This window comes from Haliea sp., from assembly GCF_040221975.1.
In the GTDB taxonomy this organism is placed as follows: Bacteria; Pseudomonadota; Gammaproteobacteria; order Pseudomonadales; family Halieaceae; genus Haliea.
In genome coordinates, this window is sequence record NZ_JAVJWR010000031.1 from 216,126 (window position 1) to 238,060 (window position 21,935).

Here is a 21,935-nt window from a genome sequence, read left to right on the forward strand (position 1 = left end):
AGTCCCGCTGTCATGTTGGTTTGTACTGTGCCCCGAAGAGGCGCCGCCAGGCGGCTTCCACACTGGCTCTCTGCTCACGGTACTCGTCTCCGGGCACCCTGCCCGGCAGTTGTTGCAGCGCCAGCTGGTGAGCGACAGACCGGAACGCCAGATAGGCCTCGATCAGGGCTCTGCTCTCGCCCTGCTCGAACAGGTCGGCCTCGGCCAGGGTTTCCAGAATGCGGATGTTGTCCGACCAGCGCGCCAGCTCAGGCACGCGATGGGACCACGCCAGGACCGCATATTGCACCATAAATTCAATATCAACGATACCACCCGCGCTCTGTTTGAGATCAAATTCCTGGCCCGCTGGCGGTTGCGACGGCAACAGTTCCTTGCGCATGCGCTCGCGCATGGCGACCACCTCCGCCGCCAGCGCCGACTCGTCCCGGACCCGGCAGAGGATATCCCGGCGCACCACATCCACCCCCGCGCCAACCGCCGGATCGCCGGCTACCAACCGCGCCCGCACCAGAGCCTGGTGCTCCCAGGTCCAGGCGGTATCCTCCTGGTAGGCGCGAAAACCCTTCAAGCTGCTGACCAGCAGGCCGGAGGCGCCGGAGGGCCGCAGTCGCATATCGACCTCGTACAGCTGCCCCATGGCCATGCGGGTCTCCAGTATATGAATGACGCGCTGCCCCAGGCGGGTATAGAACTTGACGTTGTCGATGCTGCGTTCGCCGTCGGTGACTCCCTGCGCGTCCGCGTCATAAACGAACACCAGGTCCAGGTCGGAGGCGTAGCTGAGCTCTATCCCGCCCAGCTTGCCGTAGCCAAAAATGGCAAAGCCATAACCGTCCGAGTCCCGCCGGGGCTGGCCGAAACGGGCGCTGATGTCGGTCCAGGCCACGGCCAGTACCTGCTCCAGAATCACCTCGGCAATCCAGGTCAGCTTGTCGCTGACCTGCATCAGGGGCAGGCGCCCGACCAGCTCGCTGGCGGCCACCCGCAGCACATGGGAGGCCTTGAAGTAGCGCAGGGCATCCATCTGCTCCTCCAGATCGCCCGGCTGCAGGCGCGCCACCTGCTGCCGCAGCTCCGCCGTTAGCAGGGACTTGTCCGGTGCCGTGTAAAGACTGCCCCGGTCCAGCAGTTCATCCAGCAGCACGGGGTGCCGCTGCAACTGATCCGCAATCCAGGGGCTGGCATTGCACAGCAGGACCAGCTCCGCCAGCGCCGGTGGATTTTCCAGCAGCAGGGCCAGATAGGCGCTGCGCCGCAGCACGGCAGTAACAAAGGGCAGGGTACGCATCAGGGCGCGGTCGGGGTCATCCGCCTCGGCGCAGGCGAGCAGCAGCCGCGGCATGAATTGCTGCAGCCGCTCCTTGCCCTCCGCTTGCAGGGTCGCCACCCGGGTACTGTGCTGCAGGGTCCGCAGCCGCTCCAGGCTGGCGCTGGCCTCGCGGTAACCGAGACCGGCGAGGGTTGCCTCGTCCAGGTCATCGCCCCAGGGCGGCAGCTCTTCAGCGGCCGTGTTCTGTTCGTCGTCAGGTGCTGCGATCAGGTCGCGAAAGTGTGCCGCAACCCGCTCGCGGTGCTCTGCCAGCGCCCTCAGGTAGCTGTCCCAATCCGCAAAGCCCATCACCGTCGCCAGCGCCAGCCGCTGCAGGGGGTCAGCGGGCAGCGCCTGGGTCTGCTGATCCCGATAGCCCTGGATCGCGTGCTCGCTGTCGCGCAGGAACAGGTAAGCGGCGCGCAGCTCGGCGACTGCGGCAGCGGGCAGGCAGCCGAGCTCGACACACTCGTCCAGCACCTGCAGCAGCTCGCGCTGCTGCAGGCCCAGGTCGCGGCCGCCGCGGATCAGCTGAAAGCACTGGGCAATAAACTCCACCTCGCGAATGCCGCCGTGGCCCAGCTTGACGTCCTCCTGCAGGCCTCGCCGCCGCACTTCGCTGTTGATCATCTGCTTCATGCCGCGCAGACTTTCGATGACCCCGAAGTCCACGTAGCGCCGAAACACGAATGGCCGCAACATCTGCATCATCTCGGCACCGCGGGCGGGATCCCCGCTCACGGGCCTGGCCTTGATCAGCGCATAGCGCTCCCAGTCCCGGCCCTGATCCTGATAGTACTCCTCCAGCGCGGCAAAATTGAGTGCCAGTGAACCGCTCTCGCCATAGGGTCGCAGGCGCATGTCGACCCGGAACACAAAGCCGTCGGCGGTCACCTGGTCGAGGGCGGTAATCAGACCCTGGCCCAGCTTGGTGAAGAACTCCGTATTGCTGATGCTGCGGCGCTCGCCATCGGTCTCGCCGGATTCGGGGAAGGCAAAAATCAGGTCTATATCCGAAGAAACGTTCAGCTCCCTGGCGCCCAGTTTGCCCATGGCGATGACGATCAACTGCTGGGCTTCCCCGCTGCGGCCGCCGCGGGGGACGCCGAAGCGGGCCTCTAGCTGTTGCTGTAAATGGGCCTGGGACAGGGTAATGCAGGCTTCCGCCAGCGCCGAAGTATCTGCGACGGTTTCCAGGGTGTCGGCGCTGCGACAGAAATCGCGCCAGACAATGCGCAGCATGTGCCGCGCGCGGAAACGCCGCAGCAGCGGATTGAGCTCGGCTTGCGGCGGCGCCAGCCACTGCCGCAGTTCGGCCTGCAACTCGTCCGGTTGCAGGCTGCGCCGCAGCAGCCCCTCTTCGAGGAGCGCCGCCAGCAACCGCGGCTGCCGCCGCACCAGGCCGGCAACAAAGGGGCTGCAGGCCAGTACCCGGGCCAGCTCGACTCCGGCTTCGGCATCTGCCGCCAGCGCCCTGGTCAGGTCGGAGAGTGCGGCGGCATCGTGGTGGTCCAGCACATGGCGCCAGGCAGTCGTGGCCGCAGCGGCCAGTTCGGGAGGCAAACTATCGGTAGCAATCATTGTCGCAGCAGGGTCCGTGGCAGTTGTCAGGCGTCGAACATGGGCGCCACCCGCATGATCTCCTCGACGGTGGTCTGGCCGGAAGCAACCCGGGCGGCACCGGCCAGGCGCAGGGTGCGCATGCCTTCCGCCATGGCGACATTGCGCACCTCGCGCGCTTCCATCTGGGGCGTAATGCAGGCGGCCACAGCGGGGCTGTTGACCAGCAGTTCAAATATGCCCTGGCGGCCCATGTAGCCGGTGTCGCGACAGGTCTTGCAGCCCACCGGGCGCGCGATGCGTTCCGGCGCCGGCATCGTGAAGGGCTGCACCAGCTGCTCCCAGGCATCCAGATCCGTGGGGCCAAAAACCTTGCATGCGGTACACAGGATACGCACCAGGCGCTGGGACATGATGCCGCGCAGGGTAGCCTTGATCAGGTAGGCGGGCATGCCCAGCTCCAGCAGGCGGGCCACCGAGCCGGGGGAGTCGTTGGTGTGCAGCGTCGACAGCACCAGGTGGCCGGTGAGCGCTGCCTGTACCGCCATGTGCGCGGTCTCCAGGTCGCGAATCTCGCCGACCATGATGATGTCCGGATCCTGCCGCATCAGCGCGCGCACGCCGGAAGAAAAGTCCAGCTTGATGCCGTGATTGACCTGCATCTGATTGAAGCTGTCCTCTACCATCTCGATCGGATCCTCGATGGTGCAGACGTTCACTTCCGGCGTCGCCAGCCGGCGCAGGGTCGAATAAAGCGTCGTGGTCTTGCCCGAGCCGGTGGGGCCGGTGACCAGCACAATGCCGTTACCGGTGGCGGTCATCGCCTGCCAGCGGCGCAGGTCGTCGTCCTCCAGCCCGAGCTCGGCAAAGCTCTTCTGCAGCAGGTCCGGGTCAAAAATCCGCATCACCAGCTTCTCGCCAAATGCCGTCGGCAGGGTCGACAGGCGCAGCTCCACCTCGCCGCCACCGTGGGGCGAGCGGGTTTTCAGGCGCCCGTCCTGGGGCCGGCGCTTTTCCGCCACATCCATGCGCCCGAGGATCTTGATCCGGCTGGTGACCGCGGCGCAGACCTGCTGCGGCAATTCGTAGACGCTGTGCAGGACACCGTCGATGCGGAACCGGACATGACCCTGGTCACGCCGGGGTTCTATGTGGATATCCGAGGCGCGCTGCTCGAAGGCGTACTGCAGCAGCCAGTCGACGATATTGACGATGTGCTGGTCATTGGCATCGGGCTCCTGTGTCGAACCCAGCTCCAGCATCTGCTCCAGGTTGACGACACCGGGCGCCGCGCCAGGCGCCACACCGCTAGTGCGGGCGCCGCGCACCGAGCGCGCCATGCTGTAGAACTCCGCCGTATGGCGAGTGATGTCGCGCGGATCGGCCAGCACGCGGCGGATACGCTTGCGCAGGACATGTTCGAGGTTGCGCTCCCAGCTGCGAATCCAGGGCTCGGCACTGGCCACCACTACCTCGTCCCCGGTGACCTCCACGGCCAGAATCCGGTGACGCTGGGCGAAGGCCCTGGACATGACGTCGCTGATCGCGCCGACATTGATTTTCAGCGGGTCTATCTCGTGCACCGCCTGGCCGGTGCGCTCACCCAACCAATGCAGCAGGGCCTCCATATCCAGGGTCTGGCCGGGGCGGGAGAGATCAGGAATCTTCTGTTCCGACAGAAAAACCAGCGGGTGCACACTGCCGATGCCAAGCCTCGCCAAACGCTCGCGATCCGCGTCCCCGAGACGTCCGGAGGCGTGAAGTTCCGTCACCAGGGAATACAGGTCAAGGGGTCGTTCGGCGTACTCCGGGCCGAATTTCGCGTTCATCAGTTGGGGCCTCGCGGGGTCCGTCTGCGATTGTTGGACCATGCTATCACAGCACGGCGGCCCGACGCGGGCAGCTGCAGCCGGTGTGACAGACGCCCACCCCTCCCCTATACTTCGCGCCTGCATCCAGGGGAGTACCGCATGCCCAGCTCGAATCCGTTAAGCAGCCTCTTTGGCAGATCACCCATCAGACCCATCCAGGAGCACATGCAGGTTGCCAATGACGCCGCGCAACTGTTGCCGGCGTTTATCGAGGCCGCCCAGAGCGATGACTGGGATAGCGCCAGTGAAATCTTCAACCGCATCAGTGATGCCGAGGGAGAAGCGGACAAGCTCAAGCGCTCGGTGCGGCGTCATCTCCCCAACAGCCTGTTCCTGCCAGTCCCGCGCTCGGACCTGCTGGAGCTGGTCACGATCCAGGACCATGTCGCCAATACCGCCAAGGATGTGGCCGGCCTGATGCTGGGGCGACAAATGCAGTTCCCGGAAAAGCTGGAAAAACCGTTGCTGGAGTTCGTCAAGGCCTGCACCGCCACCTGCGAGCAGGCCCTGGTGGCGATTCGCGAGCTGGATGAACTGCTGGAGGTCGGTTTCAGCGGCCGCGAAGTGGTCCATGTCGAGGGCCTGATCAAGGAACTGGACAAGCTGGAAGGCCGTACCGACAAGCAGTCACAGGCCCTGCGGGCGAGATTGTTCAAGCTGGAGAAGAAACTGTATCCGGTGGATGTGATGTTTTACTACAAGGTCATTGAACTGCTCGCCGGCCTCGCCGACTCCGCTGAGCGGGTGGGGCACCGCCTGCAGATCCTGATAGCAAAATAGGAACCAACGATGGAGATTATTGCGGAATACGGCACCATTCTGCTGGTCCTGGCCTGCCTGTTCGGATTCTTCATGGCCTGGGGCGTCGGCGCCAACGATGTCGCCAATGCCATGGGCACATCAGTCGGTTCCCGTGCCCTGACGCTGAAACAAGCCATACTGGTCGCGATGGTATTCGAGTTCCTAGGCGCCTACCTGGCCGGGGGCGAGGTCACCTCCACTATCCGCAAGGGCATCATCGATGCCGAGTCCATGGCAGACCAGCCGGAACTGATGGTCTACGGGATGCTGTCGGCGCTGCTGGCAGCGGGTACCTGGCTCATGATCGCCAGTATCAAGGGCTGGCCAGTATCAACCACCCACTCCATCGTCGGCGCCATCGTCGGCTTCGCGGCAGTCGGAATCGGCGTCGAGGCGGTGCACTGGGGCAAGGTCGGGACCATCGCCGCCAGCTGGCTCGTTTCACCCCTGCTTGCGGGGACCCTCTCCTATGCCCTGTTCATGAGTGTAAAGATACTGATCCTGGACACCGACGACCCCTTCCGTCGCGCCAAGAAGTTCATCCCCATGTATATGTGGATGGTGGGCTTCATGATCGCCATGGTCACCCTGGTGAAAGGTTTGAAGCATGTCGGCCTGCATCTGGACCTGGGGCTGGGCAGCGACTTTGCCAATGCGCTACCGCTGGCCGCGGTCACCGGCCTGTTGGTGGCCGGTATCGGCAGCCTGCTGCTGCGCAGAATCACGGAGCTGCCCAACCAGGAGCACCGCTACGCCAACGTGGAACGGGTCTTCGGTATCCTGATGATCTTCACCGCCTGCGCCATGGCCTTTGCCCACGGCTCCAACGATGTCGCCAATGCCGTCGGTCCGCTGGCAGCGGTCGCCAACACCGTCCTGTCCGGCGGCGTTATTTCCTCCCAGGCACCGCTGCCCTGGTGGATCCTGATGGTCGGCGCCCTGGGTATCGTGGTGGGCCTGGTTACCTATGGCTGGAAAGTGATCCTGACGGTGGGCCGCAAGATTACCGAACTGACCCCCAGCCGCGGCTTTGCCGCGGAACTGGGGGCGGCATCCACCGTGGTACTGGCGTCGGGTACCGGCCTGCCGATCTCCACCACCCACACCCTGGTCGGGGCCGTGCTCGGCGTCGGTTTTGCCCGCGGCATCGCTGCCCTCAACCTGCGCACCATCGGCACCATATTCATGTCCTGGGTCATTACCTTGCCAGCGGGTGCAGGCCTGGCAATCCTGTTCTTCTTCATGTTCAAAGGCATGTTCGGCTAGACCCGGGAGCAGCAATGAGCCAGCACGAGCAACAGATCATCCGCCAGCTGCAGGCTCTGGTCGGCACCGCATCGGTGAGTTCCACCGACCCGTCCTGGGACCAGGGCAATCGCGGCGTGGTCGAGCTGCTGGCGGGCTGGCTGGGCGACCTGGGCTTTGCGACCGAAATCACCGACGTCTCCGAGGACGGTCGCAAGGCCAACCTGATCGCCACTCTGGGGGCCGGTCCCGGCGGCCTGGTGCTGGCCGGGCATACCGATACCGTGCCCTTTGACGAAGGTCGCTGGCACTCCGATCCGCTCGCGCTCACCGAGCGCGACCAGCGACTCTACGGGCTCGGCAGCACCGACATGAAGGGCTTTTTCCCGCTTGCCATCGCCGCCGCCAGGGCTTTTGTCGACACGCCGCTCAAACAGCCGCTGATCATCCTTGCCACTGCCGACGAAGAGAGCTCCATGAACGGTGCGCGCGCCCTCGCGGCCGCCGGGCAGCCGCGGGGGCGGGCGGCCATCATCGGCGAACCCACCTCGCTGGTGCCCGTGCGCCTGCACAAGGGCATCATGATGGAGTCCATCCAGGTCACCGGCAGTGCCGGCCATTCCTCCAATCCGGCGCTGGGGGTGAATGCGATCGATGTCATGCACGGCGTCCTGTCCGAGCTGATGCTGTTCCGGCAGGAGCTGGCGCAGCGCTACAGCAACAGTGCCTTCGAGGTGGCATTCCCCACCCTCAACCTCGGCTGTATCCACGGCGGTGACAGCCCCAACCGCATCTGTGGCGGCTGCGAATTGCATTTCGACCTGCGCCTGACCCCGGCAGCGGCGGCCGCTGGCGTGCGCCAGGACCTGGAGCAGCGGCTACAGCGCATCGCCGCCAGGTCCGGTGCCGGCATTGCCCTGCGGCCGCTGGTGGAACCGGTACCGCCCTTCGAGCAGGCCGCGGACAGCGAGCTGGTACGGCTGGCGGAAAAGCTTACCGGCCACAGCGCCAGGGCCGTCGGTTTCGCCACCGAAGCACCGTTCCTGCAGGCGCTGGGCATGGAGACGATCGTGATGGGGCCCGGTTCCATCGATCGTGCCCACCAGCCCGATGAGTATCTGGAGCTGGACCAGATCCAGCCCTGTATCGACCTCCTGCAACAGTGCATCGCCCGCTACTGCCTGTAAATATTCCATTAGTCCCGGGAGCCGGCTTTCGGTACCCTTGACGACCATTGCCAGCAAAACCGGAAGCATCGACGTGACCACCCCCAGCCGCAACCATATCCGCTGGTTCAGGAATACGGCGCCTTACATCAATTCCCATCGGTCGCGGACGTTCGTCCTGATGCTGGGGGGCGATGGCGCCCAGGATCCCAACTTTGCCACCATTCTCCACGACATGGCCCTGCTGCACAGCCTGGGGGTACGCCTGGTACTGGTTCACGGCAACCGGCCACAGATTGACGCCCGCCTGGAGCAGGCCGGCATTCCCAGTCGCTTCCACGACAACATGCGCATCACCGACAGCGCCAGCATGCACCACGTCACCGATGCCGCCGCCTCCCTGCGCGCGCAGATCGAAGCCCTGCTGTCCATGGGCCTGCCCAACTCCCCCATGCAGGGGGCGCGAATCCGGGTTTGCTCCGGCAACTTCGTTACCGCCAGGCCGCTGGGGGTCGTGAATGGCGTCGATTACCAGCACACCGGCCGGGTGCGTCGCGTCGACCGCGAGGGTATCCAGCAGCAACTGGCGATGGGCTCCATTGTGTTGCTGTCGCCGCTGGGTTACTCACCCACCGGGGAAATCTTCAACCTGATGCTGGAGGATATCGCAGTGCACTGTGCCGCCAGCATCGGCGCCGACAAGCTGCTCCTGTTCGGTGCGGCAGCCGGCATCCAGGGCGGCGACGGCAGGCTGCTGCGGCAGCTCACGGTGGCCGACCTGGCTGGTCTGGAAGTCCCGGACCCGGAACAGGCGCGGCTGCTGGCGACCGCGCGGCGCGCCTGCGTCGCCGGCGTGTCGCGCTGCCACATCATCAGTTATCGCGACGACTGCGCCCTGCTGGAGGAGCTGTTTACCCATGATGGCAACGGCACCCTGGTAGCCAAGGATGATTTCGAGCAAACCCGCAGCGCGACCATCGACGATGTCGGCGGTATCCTAGAGCTGATTGAGCCGCTGGAGCGGGAGGGAGTACTGCTGAAGCGTTCGCGGGAACTGCTGGAGAACGAAATCCGCCAGTTCCGCATCATCGAACGCGATGGCCGCATCATCGCCTGTGCCGCCCTCTATCCCTTTGCCGAAGAGGGCTGTGGGGAAGTGGCCTGCATCGTTTCGCATCCGGACTATCGCGGCGGTCGCCGCGGCCAGCGTCTGTTGCAGGAGTTGGAGCGGGAGGCCCGGAACCAGGGTCTGGACCGCGTGTTTGTGCTGACCACCCAGACGGCGCACTGGTTCCTGGAGCAGGGCTTCGAGGAGCGGCCGCGGGATGCGCTGCCAGCGCAGAAGCAGGCCCTGTACAATCTGCAGCGCAACTCCAAGGTCTTCTTCAAGACACTCTAGGAAAAGGTACCCAGCAATGCCCGCATATCGTTCCAAGACGTCCACCCACGGCCGCAACATGGCCGGCGCCCGCGCCCTCTGGCGCGCCACCGGCATGCAGGACGGCGATTTCGGCAAGCCGATCATCGCCGTGGTCAACTCCTTCACCCAGTTCGTGCCGGGGCACGTGCACCTGAAGGACCTGGGCCAGCTGGTGGCGCGGGAAATCGAATCCGCCGGCGGCGTGGCCAAGGAATTCAATACCATCGCCGTGGACGACGGCATCGCCATGGGCCATGACGGCATGCTCTACAGCCTGCCCAGCCGCGACATCATCTCGGACTCGGTCGAGTACATGGTCAATGCCCACTGCGCCGATGCCATGGTCTGCATTTCCAACTGCGACAAGATCACCCCCGGCATGCTCAATGCAGCGATGCGCCTGAACATCCCGGTGGTGTTCGTGTCCGGCGGGCCGATGGAAGCCGGCAAGACGGCCCTGTCCGAGCACAAGCTGGACCTGGTCGATGCCATGGTCATCGCCGCCGACACCGACGCCAGCGACGAGAAAGTTGCCGAGTACGAACGTTCGGCCTGCCCCACCTGCGGCTCCTGCTCCGGCATGTTCACCGCCAACTCCATGAACTGCCTGACCGAGGCCCTGGGCCTTTCCCTCCCCGGCAACGGCTCCACCCTCGCCACCCACGCCGACCGGGAGCAGCTGTTCCTGCGCGCGGGCAGGACCGTGGTGGAGCTGTGCAAACGCTACTACGAACAGGATGATGCCAGCGTCCTGCCGCGCAATATCGCCAGTTTCCAGGCTTTCGAGAATGCCATGTGCCTGGACATCGCCATGGGCGGCTCCACCAACACCATCCTGCACTTGCTGGCGGCGGCCCAGGAGGCGGAACTGGACTTCACCCTGCAGGACATCGACCGCCTGTCCCGGAAGGTGCCGCAATTATGCAAGGTGGCTCCCAATACACCGCTCTACCACATGGAAGATGTGCACCGGGCCGGCGGCATCATGGCCATTCTCGGCGAACTGGACCGCGCCGGGCTGCTGCACCGCGACTGTCCCACAGTACACAGCCCCAGCATGGCAGCGGCACTGGCACAGTGGGATATCGTGCAAACCGGGGATGAGGCAGTGCATACCTTCTACCGGGCGGGCCCCGCGGGCATTCCCACCCAGACCGCCTTCAGCCAGAGCACCCGCTGGCCCAGCCTGGACCTGGACCGGGAGGGCGGCTGTATCCGCAACCTCGAGCATGCCTTCTCCCTTGAGGGCGGCCTCGCGGTGCTGTTCGGCAACATTGCCCTGGACGGTTGCGTGGTCAAGACGTCGGGCGTCGATGAAAGTATCCTCAAGTTCTCCGGGCCCGCCTTTATCTGCGAGAGCCAGGAAGGCGCCGTGGCGGACATTCTCGAGGACCGGGTACAACCCGGCGACGTGGTGATCATCCGCTATGAGGGCCCACGAGGCGGCCCGGGGATGCAGGAGATGCTCTATCCCACCAGCTACCTGAAATCGAAGGGTCTGGGCAAGGCCTGCGCCCTGCTCACCGACGGCCGCTTTTCCGGTGGTACCTCGGGGCTGTCCATCGGCCACGTCTCCCCGGAAGCGGCATCGGGTGGTGCCATTGCCCTGGTGGAGCAGGGTGACATCATCGAGATCGACATTCCCAACCGCAGTATCAACGTCAAGTTGAGCGACGAGGAGCTGGTGGCGCGCCGGCAGGCCATGGAGGCACGGGGCAGAGAGGCGTGGAAACCCGCGCTCCAGCGGCCGCGCAAGGTCAGCGCCGCGCTCAAGGTCTACGCCAGCATGGTCACCAGTGCGGACAAGGGCGCTGTGCGGGACCTCTCGCTGCTCGACTAGGTGGCCACCGCAGCGCGCGTGTCGGCCCTCGCCGAGCCCGCCTTCAGGCGCTATTTCTGGTCCAGCTGCCTGTCGACGCTGGCCACCTGGGTGCTGCGTTTCCTGCTCGGTTGGAGCGCCTGGGCGCTGACCGGCACCGCGACCTGGGTGGGTATTGTCAGCGCCGCAATGCTGCTGCCCACTTTCCTGCTGTCCCCCGTGTTCGGGGTGGTCTCGGACCGGATCAATCCCCGCAATGGCATGCTGGCCACCCTGCTCGGGCAGGGTCTGGTGGCCGCTGCAGCAGGTAGCGCCGAGTTGTTGGGCGTGTTCGGGCTGGGGCCGCTGCTGTTTCTGGCCACGGTTGGCGGCGCCATCACCGCGGCCCACCAGCCCCTGCGCCTTGCGCTATTGCCGCGCCTGGTGTCCCGGGGTGTGCTACCGGGCGCGATCGGCGTATCCGCTGTCGTCTTCAACAGTTCCCGCATCCTGGGTCCGGCCCTGGGCGGCTGGCTGCTGAGCCGGGCGTCGGCCGGCAGCGCCTATCTGGTGGCCGCGGGCCTGTTCGCGGCGGGGTTGCTGTTGCTGGCGCGCATCAGGCTGGCGCCCCGGGCCGCGGCGCCGGCGGGCTCTACGCTGCTGGAAGAAATGGTGGCGGGCCTGCGCTTTGTACACTCGCATCGGGGAATCCGCGTCATCCTCGGCTTTACCCTGCTCAATGGCCTGCTCGGACGCACGGTGATCGAATTGCTTCCCGCCATTTCCGGGAAGTTGCTGGCCGGCAATGCCAGCACCCTGGCGACCCTGACCGCTACGGCCGGGGCCGGCGCCATCCTCGGCGGGCTGCTTGTGGCGCGGCGCCGCAATGCCGGCGATGGTCTGCTGCGGCTGGTAGTGTGGAGCCAGATCGCGGGATCCCTGTCCCTGTTGCCGATTGCCTGGGCCGCGAACACGCTGCGACTCGGCGTGATCATTTTTGTCCTCAGCATGGCGATGACCATCGCCGGCATCGGCAGCCAGGCACTGGCGCAACTGTCGACACCGGATACCTTCCGCGGCAGGGTCATGAGCCTGTGGGTGATGGTGACCATGGGCGCCCCCGCCCTGGGCGCGCTGGCGCTGGGCCCGGCGGCGGACCGGCTCGGCTTTCCGCCGATATTGCTTGCCGCCGCGCTGCTGGTGGCAGCCGCCAGCGTCTGGCTCTACCGATCGAGAATGCCCGGCACCTGATGCCGGGTACTTGTTTGACAATGAACACTGAAACTCTGGATTCAGAGCCAAGAACCCACTATGAGTACCCACGGCATAACAGCGTTCACCTGGGACAAGCACTTCGTCACCGGCATTGATGAAGTCGACGAGCAGCACCACGGGCTCGTCGACCTCATCAATGCCTTTGGCGACCGCGTCGCCGCGGGAGACACCTCGGCCGCGGACACCGCCGATATCCTTTCCCAGCTGCGTCAGTACGCTCGCTATCACTTCCGCGAGGAAGAGCAGTTGATGACTACGGCAGGGATAGATGCGCGAGCATTGGCCATGCACCAGCAAGCACACCAGCGATTCTGTGAGGAGATTGAGCGCATTGACAGCAAACTGCCAACCCTGGGGGAGAAGGAGTCAAGGCAGATCCTCGACTATCTGGTACATTGGCTGGGGTATCACATTCTTGGCGTCGACCAGTCCATGGTCCGGCAATTGCACGCCATTCAGGCCGGGATCTCACCGGCAGCTGCCTATGACGAGGAGCTGGCCTTTGATGCGGGGGCGGTGCAGCCGCTTCTCGACGCCATCTCGGGCCTGCTCCGGATCGTAGAGGAAAAAAACCGTGAGCTTGTGGCCAGCAACGCCGCCCTGGAAACTCGCGTCGCCGAGCGCACCCGGGAACTGCGCCAGCTCAACGACGCCATGCACGAGCTCGCCATGCACGACGCGCTGACCGGGCTACCCAATCGCCGGCAGGCCACGGACTTTCTGGACGCCCAGTGGCCGCAAAGGACAACCCAGCCAGTCAGCTGCCTGATGATCGACGCCGACCACTTCAAGAGGATCAACGACACTTTCGGCCATGAGCAAGGCGACAGGGTGCTGAAGGAGTTGGCGCTGGAGATACGTCAGCGTTTTCGCACCGATGACTTGGTCTGTCGCATCGGCGGTGATGAGTTCCTGGTTATCTGCCCACGAACGCCAATCGCCAAGGCGCTGGAACTCGCGGAAAAACTGCTGGTGCACATCAACGCTCTGAAGCTCCCCAGACAAGGTGGCGTTTGGCAGGGCAGTTTGAGCATCGGCGTCGCCTGCGCTACGGACACCATGGCAGACACTTCAGATCTGTTACGTATGGCTGATGAAGGTCTGTATGCCGCCAAGGGTGCGGGCCGCAATACGGTGCGCAGCGCCCAGACAGCCTAGTCCCGGGGCTTGCGGGCGAAGAACTTGCTGCCGGTAAACATCGCTGAAATCAGGCCGCTGCGCTCGCGGATATCGGTAAACACCACTGCCGCAATGTGGAGTGGTATGAAACCCATCAGGGCAAAAAAAGACCATTTGTGAAAGTTGATAAAGGGCGCGCGGAACTCGCGCATGGCGGCATAGCCCTCCGGATCCAGCAACTCCTTCTGTCCGGGCTTCAGGCCCACGAGCTTGCTGTGATCCTCACCGGCACCGGTGGCCCATTCGGCAAACTCGTGGCCGAAGGGCGGCATGTAGAGGTCAGTTCCCGCAAGCACCAGGCCGGTAACCATTTGCGTGCCCAGCAACAGGAACAGCGCAGCTATCATCAGTCGCCCGAGCGGGTTGTGGCCGCGGTAGTGCGGCTCATTCCCGGACCAGAGACCGCGGAGATAAAGCTTGAGTTCGCGAAACCAGGTACCCCCGACCGGTAACACTGCACTCCAGCGCGCATAGTGACCGCCAAAGAAGCCCCAGACGATCCGCCAGCACAGGTTCAGCGCGAACACATAGCCGGTCCAGGCATGAATGGTCTTCAACAGGACCTTGCCATCGCCGCTGACCCCAAGGGTACCGGCGTTCAGAATCACCACGCCTATTCCCGACAACAACAGCACACTGAGCACGTTGATCCAGTGGAACCAGCGCGTGGTCGCATCCCATACCGGATAGGCCTGTAATGTCTGTGCGGAATCTTCGCTCGTCATCTCACCACCCCGTCTACCTGCGTTATTGCCGGTATCTCGGCTACGAGGATAGTCCAACAAGATGAAGCTGGCATTAACAAGCCGGCAAAGTCCTGTATTGAATCAACTCCCCCGCTCAATCGGTGCTCAGCGCGACACTCTCGAATTCCTGTCCGCCCTGTTCCACCAGCGCCACGAGATCCCGGCGCAGCTTGCCCAGTTCCCGCCGCAGGTGCGCATCCTGGCGCTCGCTGCGGCTGTTGAGCAGGTTCGCCACCGCCAACTGGATGACCATGGCATTGTGGTCGTAGGTGCTGCGGTAATCGGCGGACACCGTCTCGTCACGCTGCACCAGAGCCTGGCGCAAGGTTTCCTGCCAACCGGGCTCACGCTGCAGGATACGCTCAAGTCTTACAAGCCATTGGGCGCGGGCTTCCAGCCAGAGACTGTCGGACCGGCGCAGGTCATCGCAGGCAGCAGCCAGCCCGGCCTTCTGCTCGCGCTGCAGACGCCCGACATACTTGCGCGCATTGTCCTGCAGGCGCTCACAGGCATCGGCGCGATACTCGGCATCGTCACGTTCCAGGTATTTTTCCTCGTACTCGGACTGCTGTTCCTGCAGCCCGGCAAGAAACTCGGCCATTTGCTCGTCCCGCAGCTCCTCGCCCAGAGCCAGCATCCAGTTCAGGGCTCGATCCTGCAGACGGTAGATGGCCAATTCGGCCTCCCCGGTCAGGATACGCATGTCCGCCACGGTCAGTTCCCGCTCGAGCTTGCCCTCTATCCGGTCCAGCAGAGCAACGTAGCGCGGCAGCTCATGCCGACGGTGCCAGGTCAGGAAGGGTTGCAGTTCGGTCTTGAGCAGACGCCCCTGGTCGCGGTCGAGGCTGACGTAATCGCCCAGGTACCAGGGCACCAGGAAGTCCAGGCGGTTGTAGGCAAACCGGGTGCTGCTGCAACCGGCCAGGACAACCAGCAGCAGCGCCGCAAGCCACAGCCGCGCCCTGGCGCCAGCTAGCGATGAGCTGATCATGGATAGTCGAGACCGTCGGTGGCAAACAGCATGTCCATGCTGGTCACCAGGGTAGCCGGTCGAGATCGAGGTTGCCGCCGCTGATCACCGCCACCACCCGGCGGCCGCGGAAACGCTCCGGATGCTCCAGCAGGGCGGCAAAACTGACTGCGCCGGAGGGCTCGACCACGGTCTTGAGCCGGGTCCACTGCAGGCGCATGGCGGCGACAATGTTGGCGTCGGTCACGGTGAGTATGGTATCCACGTACTGCTGGATCAGGGAAAAGTTGAGCGCGCCCAGACCGGCCAGCAAGCCGTCGGCGATGGTATTGGGCGCAATGGATGGTTGCAACTCCCCCAGGCCGAAGGAGCGAAAGGCATCGTCCGCGCCCTCCGGCTCGGCGGCGACTACCTCCACCTCCGGGCGCAGGCTCTTGATGGCCACCGCGACACCGGACAGCAGGCCGCCGCCGCCTACCGGGACCACAATCACATCCAGGTCCGGCACCTGCTCCAGGATTTCCAGGGCCACGGTGCCCTGGCCGGCGATGACCCGCGGGTCGGCGTAGGGATGGACCACATGCGCACCGGTGCCGGCGACCACTCGCTCCAGAGTCCCCTCGCGGGCAGCGAGCGTCGGCTCGCAGCTAATGACCAGACCGCCATAGGCGGCCACCGCGTCCTGCTTTACCGATGGCGCGTTCGCAGGCATCACGATATGGGCGGGGATCCCGCGCCGTCGCGCCGCCATGGCGAGGGCGGCGCCGTGATTGCCCGAAGAGTGCGTGGCGACGCCGGTGGCGGCCTCGTCAGCGGACAGGCTGAACACCGCATTGCTGGCACCGCGGGCCTTGAAGGCGCCGACCTTCTGCAGGTTCTCGCACTTGAAGTGAATCCGTGCACCCGCATGCGCATCCAGCAGCTCGCTGCTGTACACCGGGGTGAGATGGACATGGGCGGCGATACGCTCGCGCGCGGCCTCAATATCGGCAAGGCTGGTCATTACTGTTTTCCCTGGTTGCATGGAGTCGGCGGCGCCGGTTCGGACGACACGAACTGCAGCTGCCAGCCTGCCCGGCACCAGACCAGGTAGCCCAGCAGAAAGTTGGCCTGCAGCAGTAGGCTCAATACCCACTCAAACGCGTCCTCTACCGAGTCGTACAATACGCCATCCCAGGCCTGCAAAACCACTGTCGCCATCCCCAGTGCCAGCAACAGGCAGCAGATCCACCACATCCCCCGGGCCAGTCCCCGCACCTGCGGCAACCGCGGCCCCAGGGCCAGCAACTGGACACTGAGGAGCAACTGGGAAAGAAAGGTCAAGGAGAAGAACAATACCGTGCCCGCGCGCCGCTGGAACCGCCAGGCGGTGCCGGCCTCTCCCAGCACAGTCACATACAGCACCAGACCCAGGCAGGCCAGCAGGCCCAGCACCAGCATCCAGCGCAGGCTCCGGTCGCTGCCTCCCGGGGGCTGCAGCCAGCGCAACCAGCTGTAGTTGCACCACCAGTACAGCGCCAACACCACCGCCGCCGGCAGCATGGTGGCGCGGAACAGGTAGCTGGCCGGAGGATGACGCCCGGTGGCGCTGATCGAAGTACAGCTGTGGATGTAGGGGTTGCACCACTCCACCAGGCCATGGCCCACCGCCACCAGCCAGGTCAGGTGGACCGAGATGAAGGGCAACAGGGCTGCCAGCAATGCGATAATGCGCAGGTTCATGGGACCAAGTCTACCATTGCCCTGTGCTATCCTCGCCTATTTGCCGGAGGATCAGCAGCCAACATGGAGCAATTGCAGCAGCTCTCCGCGAGTTTCGCCAACGCAGTATGGGGCACCCCCCTGGTGGTGCTGCTGCTGGGTGGGGGCCTGTTCTTTGCCATCTACTCGCGTTTCCTGCCCTACCGCCACTTCGGCCATGCCTTCGGCATCATGCTCGGGCGCCACGATACCCCCGACCAGCCCGGGGAACTGAGTCACGCCCAGGCCCTGGCGGCGGCCCTGTCCGGTACCATGGGCCTGGGCAATATTTCCGGCGTGGCCCTGGCCATTGTCGCCGGCGGCCCCGGCGCCGTGTTCTGGATGTGGATGTCGGCACTGGTCGGGATTGCGACCAAGTTTTTTACCTGCACGCTCGGGGTCATGTACCGGGGCAACGACAGCGAAGGCAAGCTGCAGGGCGGTCCCATGTACATTATCCGCGAGGCCCTGCCGCGCGGCTTTTATCCGCTGGCTGTCCTGTTTTCCCTGGCCGGGCTGGTCGGCACCCTGCCGATTTTCCAGGCCAACCAGCTGACGGCGCTGGTGCGGGAAAACCTGTTCCCCGGCGGCGACACGCTGCTGACCAGCTTCCTGATCGGCTGCGTCATGGCCGCGGTGGTCGCCATGGTTATTTTCGGCGGCCTGCAGCGGGTCGCCAAAGTCGCCATCGCGCTGCTGCCCCTCATGGTCATCACCTATCTCGGCATGACCCTGTACCTGCTGTTGTTGCACTACAGCCAGGTGCCCGGCCTGTTGGCCAGCATTGTCACCGATGCCTTCAACCCGCAGGCGGTGGGCGGCGGCCTGCTGGGCGTGATCCTCATCGGCGTCAGCCGCGGCGCCTTCTCCAATGAGGCCGGGGTGGGCACCGAGGTCATGGCCCACGGCGCCGCCAAAACCAATGAACCGATCAGGGAAGGCCTGGTGGCGATGATGGGACCGGTGGCGGACACCCTGGTCGTCTGCACCTGCACCGCGCTGGTGATCCTGCTGGCGGGCACCTGGACCGATCCGGGCGACCTGACCGGCATCACGCTCACCGCCAACGCCTTCCGCGCCGACCTGGGTGCGCCGGGAGCCGGCCTGCTGCTGTTCGTCACCCTGATCCTCGCCAGCACCACCATGTTCACCATGTGGTACTACGGCGCCAAGTGCTTCGGCTTCCTGTTCGGCGCCCGGCTGCAGCACTATTACCGCTGGTTTTTCGTGCTGGCGGTGGTGTTTGGCGCCAGCGTCAGTATCGATGTGGTATTCAACCTGATTTCCGGCTCCTACGGCCTGATGGCGATACCCACCATGGTCGCCACCCTGATGCTGGCGGGTCGGGTCAAGGCGGCGGCGAAGGAATATTTTCACCGCCATCCCTACTAGGAGCACACGACATGTCCGGAAACCGCAGGCGCAGCCTTGCCGTTGGCGTCCTCGGCGGGATGGGCCCGGAGGCCACGGTTGACTTCATGGCCCGGGTGCTCGCCGCCACTCCCGCCCGCGTTGACCAGGAGCACATCCGCATGCTGGTGGACCACAACCCCGCTATTCCCGATCGCCACGCCGCCATCGCCGGCACCGGGCCCGACATCGGCCCGGAGTTGGCCGCAATGGCGCGGGGGCTGGAAGCTGCCGGAGCGGACTTCCTGGTCATGGTCTGCAACACAGCGCACGCCTATACTGAGGCTATCCGCACCGCAGTCAGCATTCCCTTTGTCAGTATTGTCGATGTGGTCATGGCGGCCGTGGCGGAATACCCGGCCGCTGCGGTGGGCATAATGGCCGCGGACGGCTGCCTGCAGGCGGGCCTGTACCAGCGGGCACTGGCGGCGGCGGGGCGCGAAGCGCTGCTGTGGACGACGGCGGAGCAGCAGCGGTTCATGACGCTGCTGTGGCGAATCAAGGCTGGTGAGCGCGGGCCCGAGGTTCGCGCCGGCCTCCAGGCGCTGGCCGCCAGCCTGGAATTTGCCGGGGCGGAACTGCTGCTTGCCGGCTGTACCGAGATACCCCTGGTCCTGGAGCAGGGCGATACCGGCGTCAGGCTGCTGTCCTCAACCGACCTGCTGGTGCGGCATACCGTGGCACTGGCGCTCACCCCCACAATCCAACAGGAGTAAACCATGCATCTGGCCCGCTTCCCCCGCATCAAACTGGCGCACCTGCCGACCCCGCTGGAGTACCTGCCGCGCTTCAGCGAACACCTCGGAGGCCCGAAAATTTTCGTCAAGCGGGACGACTGTACAGGCCTCGCCAGCGGTGGCAACAAGACCCGCAAGCTGGAATTCCTGCTCGCCGATGCCCGCCAGCGGGGCGCTGATACCGTTATTACCCAGGGGGCAGTGCAATCCAACCACGCCCGCCAGACCGCCGCCGCGGCCGCCCGCCTGGGCATGGCCTGCGAACTGCTGTTCGAGAACCGCATTGCCCAACCCAGCGAGGTCTACCTGAATTCCGGCAACGTTTTCCTCGACCACCTGCTCGGTGCCGGGACCCGCCATTACCCCGGCGGCACCGACATGAATACAGCGATGGAGGAGGTGGCCGCCGAGGTGCGCAGTCGCGGCGGCGTGCCCTACATCATTCCCGGCGGCGGCTCCAACCCGATCGGCGCCCTCGGCTACGTCGACTGCGCCCTGGAGTTGCTGCAGCAGGCCAACCAGGCGCAGCTGCACATTGACTGCGTGGTACATGCCACCGGCAGTGCCGGCACCCAGGCCGGGCTGGTCACCGGCCTGCGCGCGACCCACTCTGACATCCCGGTACTGGGCATTGGCGTCAACGCCCCCCGGGAGATACAGGAAGAGCGGGTATTCAAGCTGGCTGCAGCAACCGCTGACCTCATCGGTGCCGGCGACTGTGTGCGGCGCCAGGATGTGGTCGCCAACTGCGACTACATAGGTGACGGCTACGGCATTCCCACCGATGCCATGCGGGAAGCGCTGGTGCTGCTGGCGCGCCTGGAAGGCCTGCTGTTCGACCCGGTCTACAGCGGCAAGGCGCTGGCGGGCCTGATCGACCTGGTGCAGCAGCGCCATTTCCGGGCCGAGCAGAACATCGTCTTTCTGCACACCGGCGGCTCCGCGGGACTGTTCGGCTATCGCGACGACCTGCTCTGAAGCTCCGCTGGAGCGGAGGTTCAGGCCGCGGCGGTCTGACCCTGCTCCGCGGCCTTGTTGATGGCGCCCAGAATGCCGTCCAGCGAAGCCTGGATGATGTCCGGACTGCGGCCGACGCCACAGTAGCGCTCACCATCAATATTGAGCTGGATATAGCACACCGCTTCTGCATCCGCGCTCTGGCTGAGGGCGTGCTCGCTGTACTCCACCAGCACGATCTGGCGACCGGTAAAACGCTGCATGGCGTCGACAAACGAGGCTACCACGCCGTTGCCGGTACCCTGCAAATTGCTGCGGTTGCTGCCCTCCAGCAGTTCCGCACGCAGCTGGTCGACATTGTCGGCGCGGCTGACCTGATAGTCCCCCAGGCGCCAGCGACCGCCGCCCGACAGGTAGGTGCGCTGGAACAGGTCGTAAATGGCCTGCGGCGACAGCTCTGACTCCTGCGCTTCAGCATGGGCCTGCACCAGCGGGCTGAAATCGATCTGCAGCCAGCGCGGCAGTGCATAGCCAAAACTACTCTCCAGTACGTAGGCCACGCCGCCCTTGCCGGACTGGCTGTTGATACGGATGACCTCCTGATAGGAGCGGCCGATGTCCGCCGGGTCGATGGGCAGGTAGGCCACCTGCCACGGCGCGCGCGCATCGCGTTTCGCCAGGCACTTCTTGATCGCATCCTGGTGGCTGCCGGAGAAAGCGGTAAACACCAGCTCGCCGGCATAGGGGTGGCGGGGGTGGATCGGCAGCTGGGTGCACTCCTTCACGGTCTGGATGATTTCGTCCATGTGCCCCAGCTGCAGCTCCGGGTCCACACCCTGGCTGTAGAGGTTCATGGCCATGGTGACGATATCCATGTTGCCGGTGCGCTCGCCGTTGCCCATCAGGGTGCCTTCCACCCGGTCGGCACCCGCCAGCACACCGAGTTCCGCCGCCGCGACCCCACAACCGCGGTCATTGTGGGTATGCAGGGAAATCAGCAGGGACTCGCGGTTGGCGACGTGGTCGCAAAACCACTCGATCTGATCCGCATAGACGTTGGGGGTACTCATCTCCACGGTGGCCGGCAGATTGATGATTACCGGCTTTTCCGGAGTTGGCTGCCAGACCGCGGTCACCGCATCGACCACCTCCACGGCAAAGTCCAGCTCGGTACCGGTAAAACTTTCCGGGGAATACTCGAACACCCACTCTGTTTCCGGGTAGCGCGCCGCGGTGTCGCGCACCAGCCTGGCGCCCTTGACGGCGATATCGATGATCCCCGCCCGGTCGAGACCGAATACCTGCTCCCGCTGCACGGTGGAGGTGGAGTTGTACACGTGCACGATCGCGCGCCGGGCCCCGCGCAGGGCCTCGAAGGTCTTCTCGATCAATTCCGGGCGGGCCTGAGTCAGTACCTGGATGGTGACATCGTCCGGGATCCGGCCCTTTTCAATCAGCTCGCGGCAGAAATCGAAGTCGTGGCTGGAGGCGGAGGGAAAGCCGACCTCGATCTCCTTGAAACCAATCTTCACCAGCTGGTCCCAGAGGCGGGATTTCTGTCGCCCGGTCATCGGTTCGATCAGCGCCTGGTTACCGTCGCGCAGGTCCACGCTGCACCAGCGGGGTGCGCGGGTGATCTGCTGGTCCGGCCAGCGCCGGGAGCTCATCCGGATCGGCTGGAAAGGCTGGTACTTGCGGTAATCAAACTGGTTCATGCGCGCCTGTCCTCTGGGTGCTGGCCTGTTGCA

17 protein-coding genes are annotated in these 21,935 nt (G+C 64.9%); 10 read left to right on the forward strand and 7 right to left on the reverse strand.

The window, feature by feature from the left end; translation table 11 throughout:
- Window positions 1-10: 10 nt before the first annotated feature.
- Together glnE and tfpB are read right to left on the reverse strand one after the other, a co-directional pair.
- Entirely contained in the window at window positions 11-2,893 is a 2,883-nt protein-coding gene (glnE, locus tag RLO07_RS13935) for a bifunctional [glutamate--ammonia ligase]-adenylyl-L-tyrosine phosphorylase/[glutamate--ammonia-ligase] adenylyltransferase (RefSeq protein ID WP_462292736.1), read from the reverse strand.
- A 26-nt stretch (window positions 2,894-2,919) separates the two neighbouring features.
- Complete coding sequence (gene tfpB, locus RLO07_RS13940; protein ID WP_462292737.1) at window positions 2,920-4,701, reverse strand: type IV pilus assembly ATPase TfpB; 1,782 nt, start codon at window positions 4,699-4,701, stop codon at window positions 2,920-2,922.
- Between the two features lie 141 nt (window positions 4,702-4,842).
- Between tfpB and RLO07_RS13945 the strand changes: the two genes are divergently transcribed.
- The 7 genes from RLO07_RS13945 to RLO07_RS13975 all read left to right on the forward strand — a co-directional run bounded on the left by RLO07_RS13945 (window position 4,843) and on the right by RLO07_RS13975 (window position 13,606).
- The gene (locus RLO07_RS13945) at window positions 4,843-5,523 is read left to right on the forward strand and encodes a TIGR00153 family protein (RefSeq protein WP_462292738.1); all 681 of its coding nucleotides are present in this window, start codon (window positions 4,843-4,845) and stop codon (window positions 5,521-5,523) included.
- A 9-nt stretch (window positions 5,524-5,532) separates the two neighbouring features.
- Window positions 5,533-6,810: an inorganic phosphate transporter gene (locus RLO07_RS13950; protein ID WP_462292739.1), complete on the forward strand. Its 1,278-nt coding sequence runs from the start codon at window positions 5,533-5,535 to the stop codon at window positions 6,808-6,810.
- A 14-nt stretch (window positions 6,811-6,824) separates the two neighbouring features.
- Entirely contained in the window at window positions 6,825-7,976 is a 1,152-nt protein-coding gene (gene argE / locus RLO07_RS13955) for an acetylornithine deacetylase (RefSeq protein ID WP_462292740.1), read from the forward strand.
- A 73-nt stretch (window positions 7,977-8,049) separates the two neighbouring features.
- On the forward strand, window positions 8,050-9,354 hold the full coding sequence (gene argA, locus RLO07_RS13960) for an amino-acid N-acetyltransferase (protein WP_462292741.1): 1,305 nt from the start codon (window positions 8,050-8,052) through the stop codon (window positions 9,352-9,354).
- 16 nt (window positions 9,355-9,370) lie between these two features.
- Window positions 9,371-11,215 (forward strand): dihydroxy-acid dehydratase, encoded by a 1,845-nt coding sequence (ilvD, locus tag RLO07_RS13965; RefSeq protein WP_462292742.1) that lies wholly within the window; start codon window positions 9,371-9,373, stop codon window positions 11,213-11,215.
- Between the two features lie 18 nt (window positions 11,216-11,233).
- Window positions 11,234-12,424, forward strand: a complete 1,191-nt coding sequence (locus RLO07_RS13970) for an MFS transporter (protein ID WP_462292743.1) — start codon at window positions 11,234-11,236, stop codon at window positions 12,422-12,424.
- A 60-nt stretch (window positions 12,425-12,484) separates the two neighbouring features.
- Window positions 12,485-13,606: a bacteriohemerythrin gene (locus tag RLO07_RS13975; protein ID WP_462292744.1), complete on the forward strand. Its 1,122-nt coding sequence runs from the start codon at window positions 12,485-12,487 to the stop codon at window positions 13,604-13,606.
- Here the strand turns inward: RLO07_RS13975 and RLO07_RS13980 are convergent.
- From RLO07_RS13980 to RLO07_RS13995, 4 genes are all read right to left on the reverse strand, one after another.
- Complete coding sequence (locus RLO07_RS13980) at window positions 13,603-14,352, reverse strand: cytochrome b/b6 domain-containing protein (protein ID WP_462292745.1); 750 nt, start codon at window positions 14,350-14,352, stop codon at window positions 13,603-13,605. The genes RLO07_RS13975 and RLO07_RS13980 overlap by 4 nt on opposite strands.
- Window positions 14,353-14,467: 115 nt before the next feature.
- Window positions 14,468-15,364 (reverse strand): DUF6279 family lipoprotein, encoded by an 897-nt coding sequence (locus tag RLO07_RS13985; RefSeq protein WP_462292746.1) that lies wholly within the window; start codon window positions 15,362-15,364, stop codon window positions 14,468-14,470.
- A gap of 43 nt (window positions 15,365-15,407) precedes the next feature.
- Complete coding sequence (locus tag RLO07_RS13990; protein ID WP_462292747.1) at window positions 15,408-16,346, reverse strand: pyridoxal-phosphate dependent enzyme; 939 nt, start codon at window positions 16,344-16,346, stop codon at window positions 15,408-15,410.
- Window positions 16,346-17,065: a Frag1/DRAM/Sfk1 family protein gene (locus RLO07_RS13995; RefSeq protein ID WP_462292748.1), complete on the reverse strand. Its 720-nt coding sequence runs from the start codon at window positions 17,063-17,065 to the stop codon at window positions 16,346-16,348. The genes RLO07_RS13990 and RLO07_RS13995 overlap by 1 nt, the downstream gene beginning before the upstream one ends.
- A gap of 63 nt (window positions 17,066-17,128) precedes the next feature.
- Between RLO07_RS13995 and RLO07_RS14000 the strand changes: the two genes are divergently transcribed.
- The 3 genes from RLO07_RS14000 to cuyA are packed head-to-tail and all read left to right on the forward strand — an operon-like array spanning window position 17,129 to window position 20,208.
- Window positions 17,129-18,475, forward strand: a complete 1,347-nt coding sequence (locus RLO07_RS14000) for an alanine/glycine:cation symporter family protein (protein ID WP_462292749.1) — start codon at window positions 17,129-17,131, stop codon at window positions 18,473-18,475.
- Window positions 18,476-18,486: 11 nt separating this feature from the next.
- A complete protein-coding gene (gene cuyB / locus RLO07_RS14005; protein WP_462292750.1) occupies window positions 18,487-19,209 on the forward strand; it encodes a cysteate racemase in 723 nt (240 codons plus the stop codon).
- A 3-nt stretch (window positions 19,210-19,212) separates the two neighbouring features.
- Window positions 19,213-20,208: a D-cysteate sulfo-lyase gene (gene cuyA, locus RLO07_RS14010; RefSeq protein WP_462292751.1), complete on the forward strand. Its 996-nt coding sequence runs from the start codon at window positions 19,213-19,215 to the stop codon at window positions 20,206-20,208.
- Between the two features lie 20 nt (window positions 20,209-20,228).
- On the opposite strand, the gene leuA is transcribed toward cuyA, so the two are convergent.
- On the reverse strand, window positions 20,229-21,902 hold the full coding sequence (gene leuA / locus RLO07_RS14015) for a 2-isopropylmalate synthase (protein WP_462292752.1): 1,674 nt from the start codon (window positions 21,900-21,902) through the stop codon (window positions 20,229-20,231).
- Window positions 21,903-21,935: the final 33 nt, after the last annotated feature.

What these genes read in the sequence shown, in the direction of transcription:
- RLO07_RS13975 (WP_462292744.1), top strand. Translation starts at nt 12,485, where the DNA reads ATGAGTACCCACGGCATAACAGCGTTCACCTGGGACAAGCACTTCGTC.
- RLO07_RS13945 (WP_462292738.1), top strand. Translation starts at nt 4,843, where the DNA reads ATGCCCAGCTCGAATCCGTTAAGCAGCCTCTTTGGCAGATCACCCATC.
- RLO07_RS13990 (WP_462292747.1), bottom strand. Translation starts at nt 16,346, where the DNA reads ATGACCAGCCTTGCCGATATTGAGGCCGCGCGCGAGCGTATCGCCGCC.
- glnE (WP_462292736.1), bottom strand. Translation starts at nt 2,893, where the DNA reads ATGATTGCTACCGATAGTTTGCCTCCCGAACTGGCCGCTGCGGCCACG.
- cuyB (WP_462292750.1), top strand. Translation starts at nt 18,487, where the DNA reads ATGTCCGGAAACCGCAGGCGCAGCCTTGCCGTTGGCGTCCTCGGCGGG.
- RLO07_RS14000 (WP_462292749.1), top strand. Translation starts at nt 17,129, where the DNA reads ATGGAGCAATTGCAGCAGCTCTCCGCGAGTTTCGCCAACGCAGTATGG.
- argE (WP_462292740.1), top strand. Translation starts at nt 6,825, where the DNA reads ATGAGCCAGCACGAGCAACAGATCATCCGCCAGCTGCAGGCTCTGGTC.
- RLO07_RS13980 (WP_462292745.1), bottom strand. Translation starts at nt 14,352, where the DNA reads ATGACGAGCGAAGATTCCGCACAGACATTACAGGCCTATCCGGTATGG.
- RLO07_RS13950 (WP_462292739.1), top strand. Translation starts at nt 5,533, where the DNA reads ATGGAGATTATTGCGGAATACGGCACCATTCTGCTGGTCCTGGCCTGC.
- tfpB (WP_462292737.1), bottom strand. Translation starts at nt 4,701, where the DNA reads ATGAACGCGAAATTCGGCCCGGAGTACGCCGAACGACCCCTTGACCTG.
- cuyA (WP_462292751.1), top strand. Translation starts at nt 19,213, where the DNA reads ATGCATCTGGCCCGCTTCCCCCGCATCAAACTGGCGCACCTGCCGACC.
- leuA (WP_462292752.1), bottom strand. Translation starts at nt 21,902, where the DNA reads ATGAACCAGTTTGATTACCGCAAGTACCAGCCTTTCCAGCCGATCCGG.
- ilvD (WP_462292742.1), top strand. Translation starts at nt 9,371, where the DNA reads ATGCCCGCATATCGTTCCAAGACGTCCACCCACGGCCGCAACATGGCC.
- RLO07_RS13985 (WP_462292746.1), bottom strand. Translation starts at nt 15,364, where the DNA reads ATGATCAGCTCATCGCTAGCTGGCGCCAGGGCGCGGCTGTGGCTTGCG.
- RLO07_RS13995 (WP_462292748.1), bottom strand. Translation starts at nt 17,065, where the DNA reads ATGAACCTGCGCATTATCGCATTGCTGGCAGCCCTGTTGCCCTTCATC.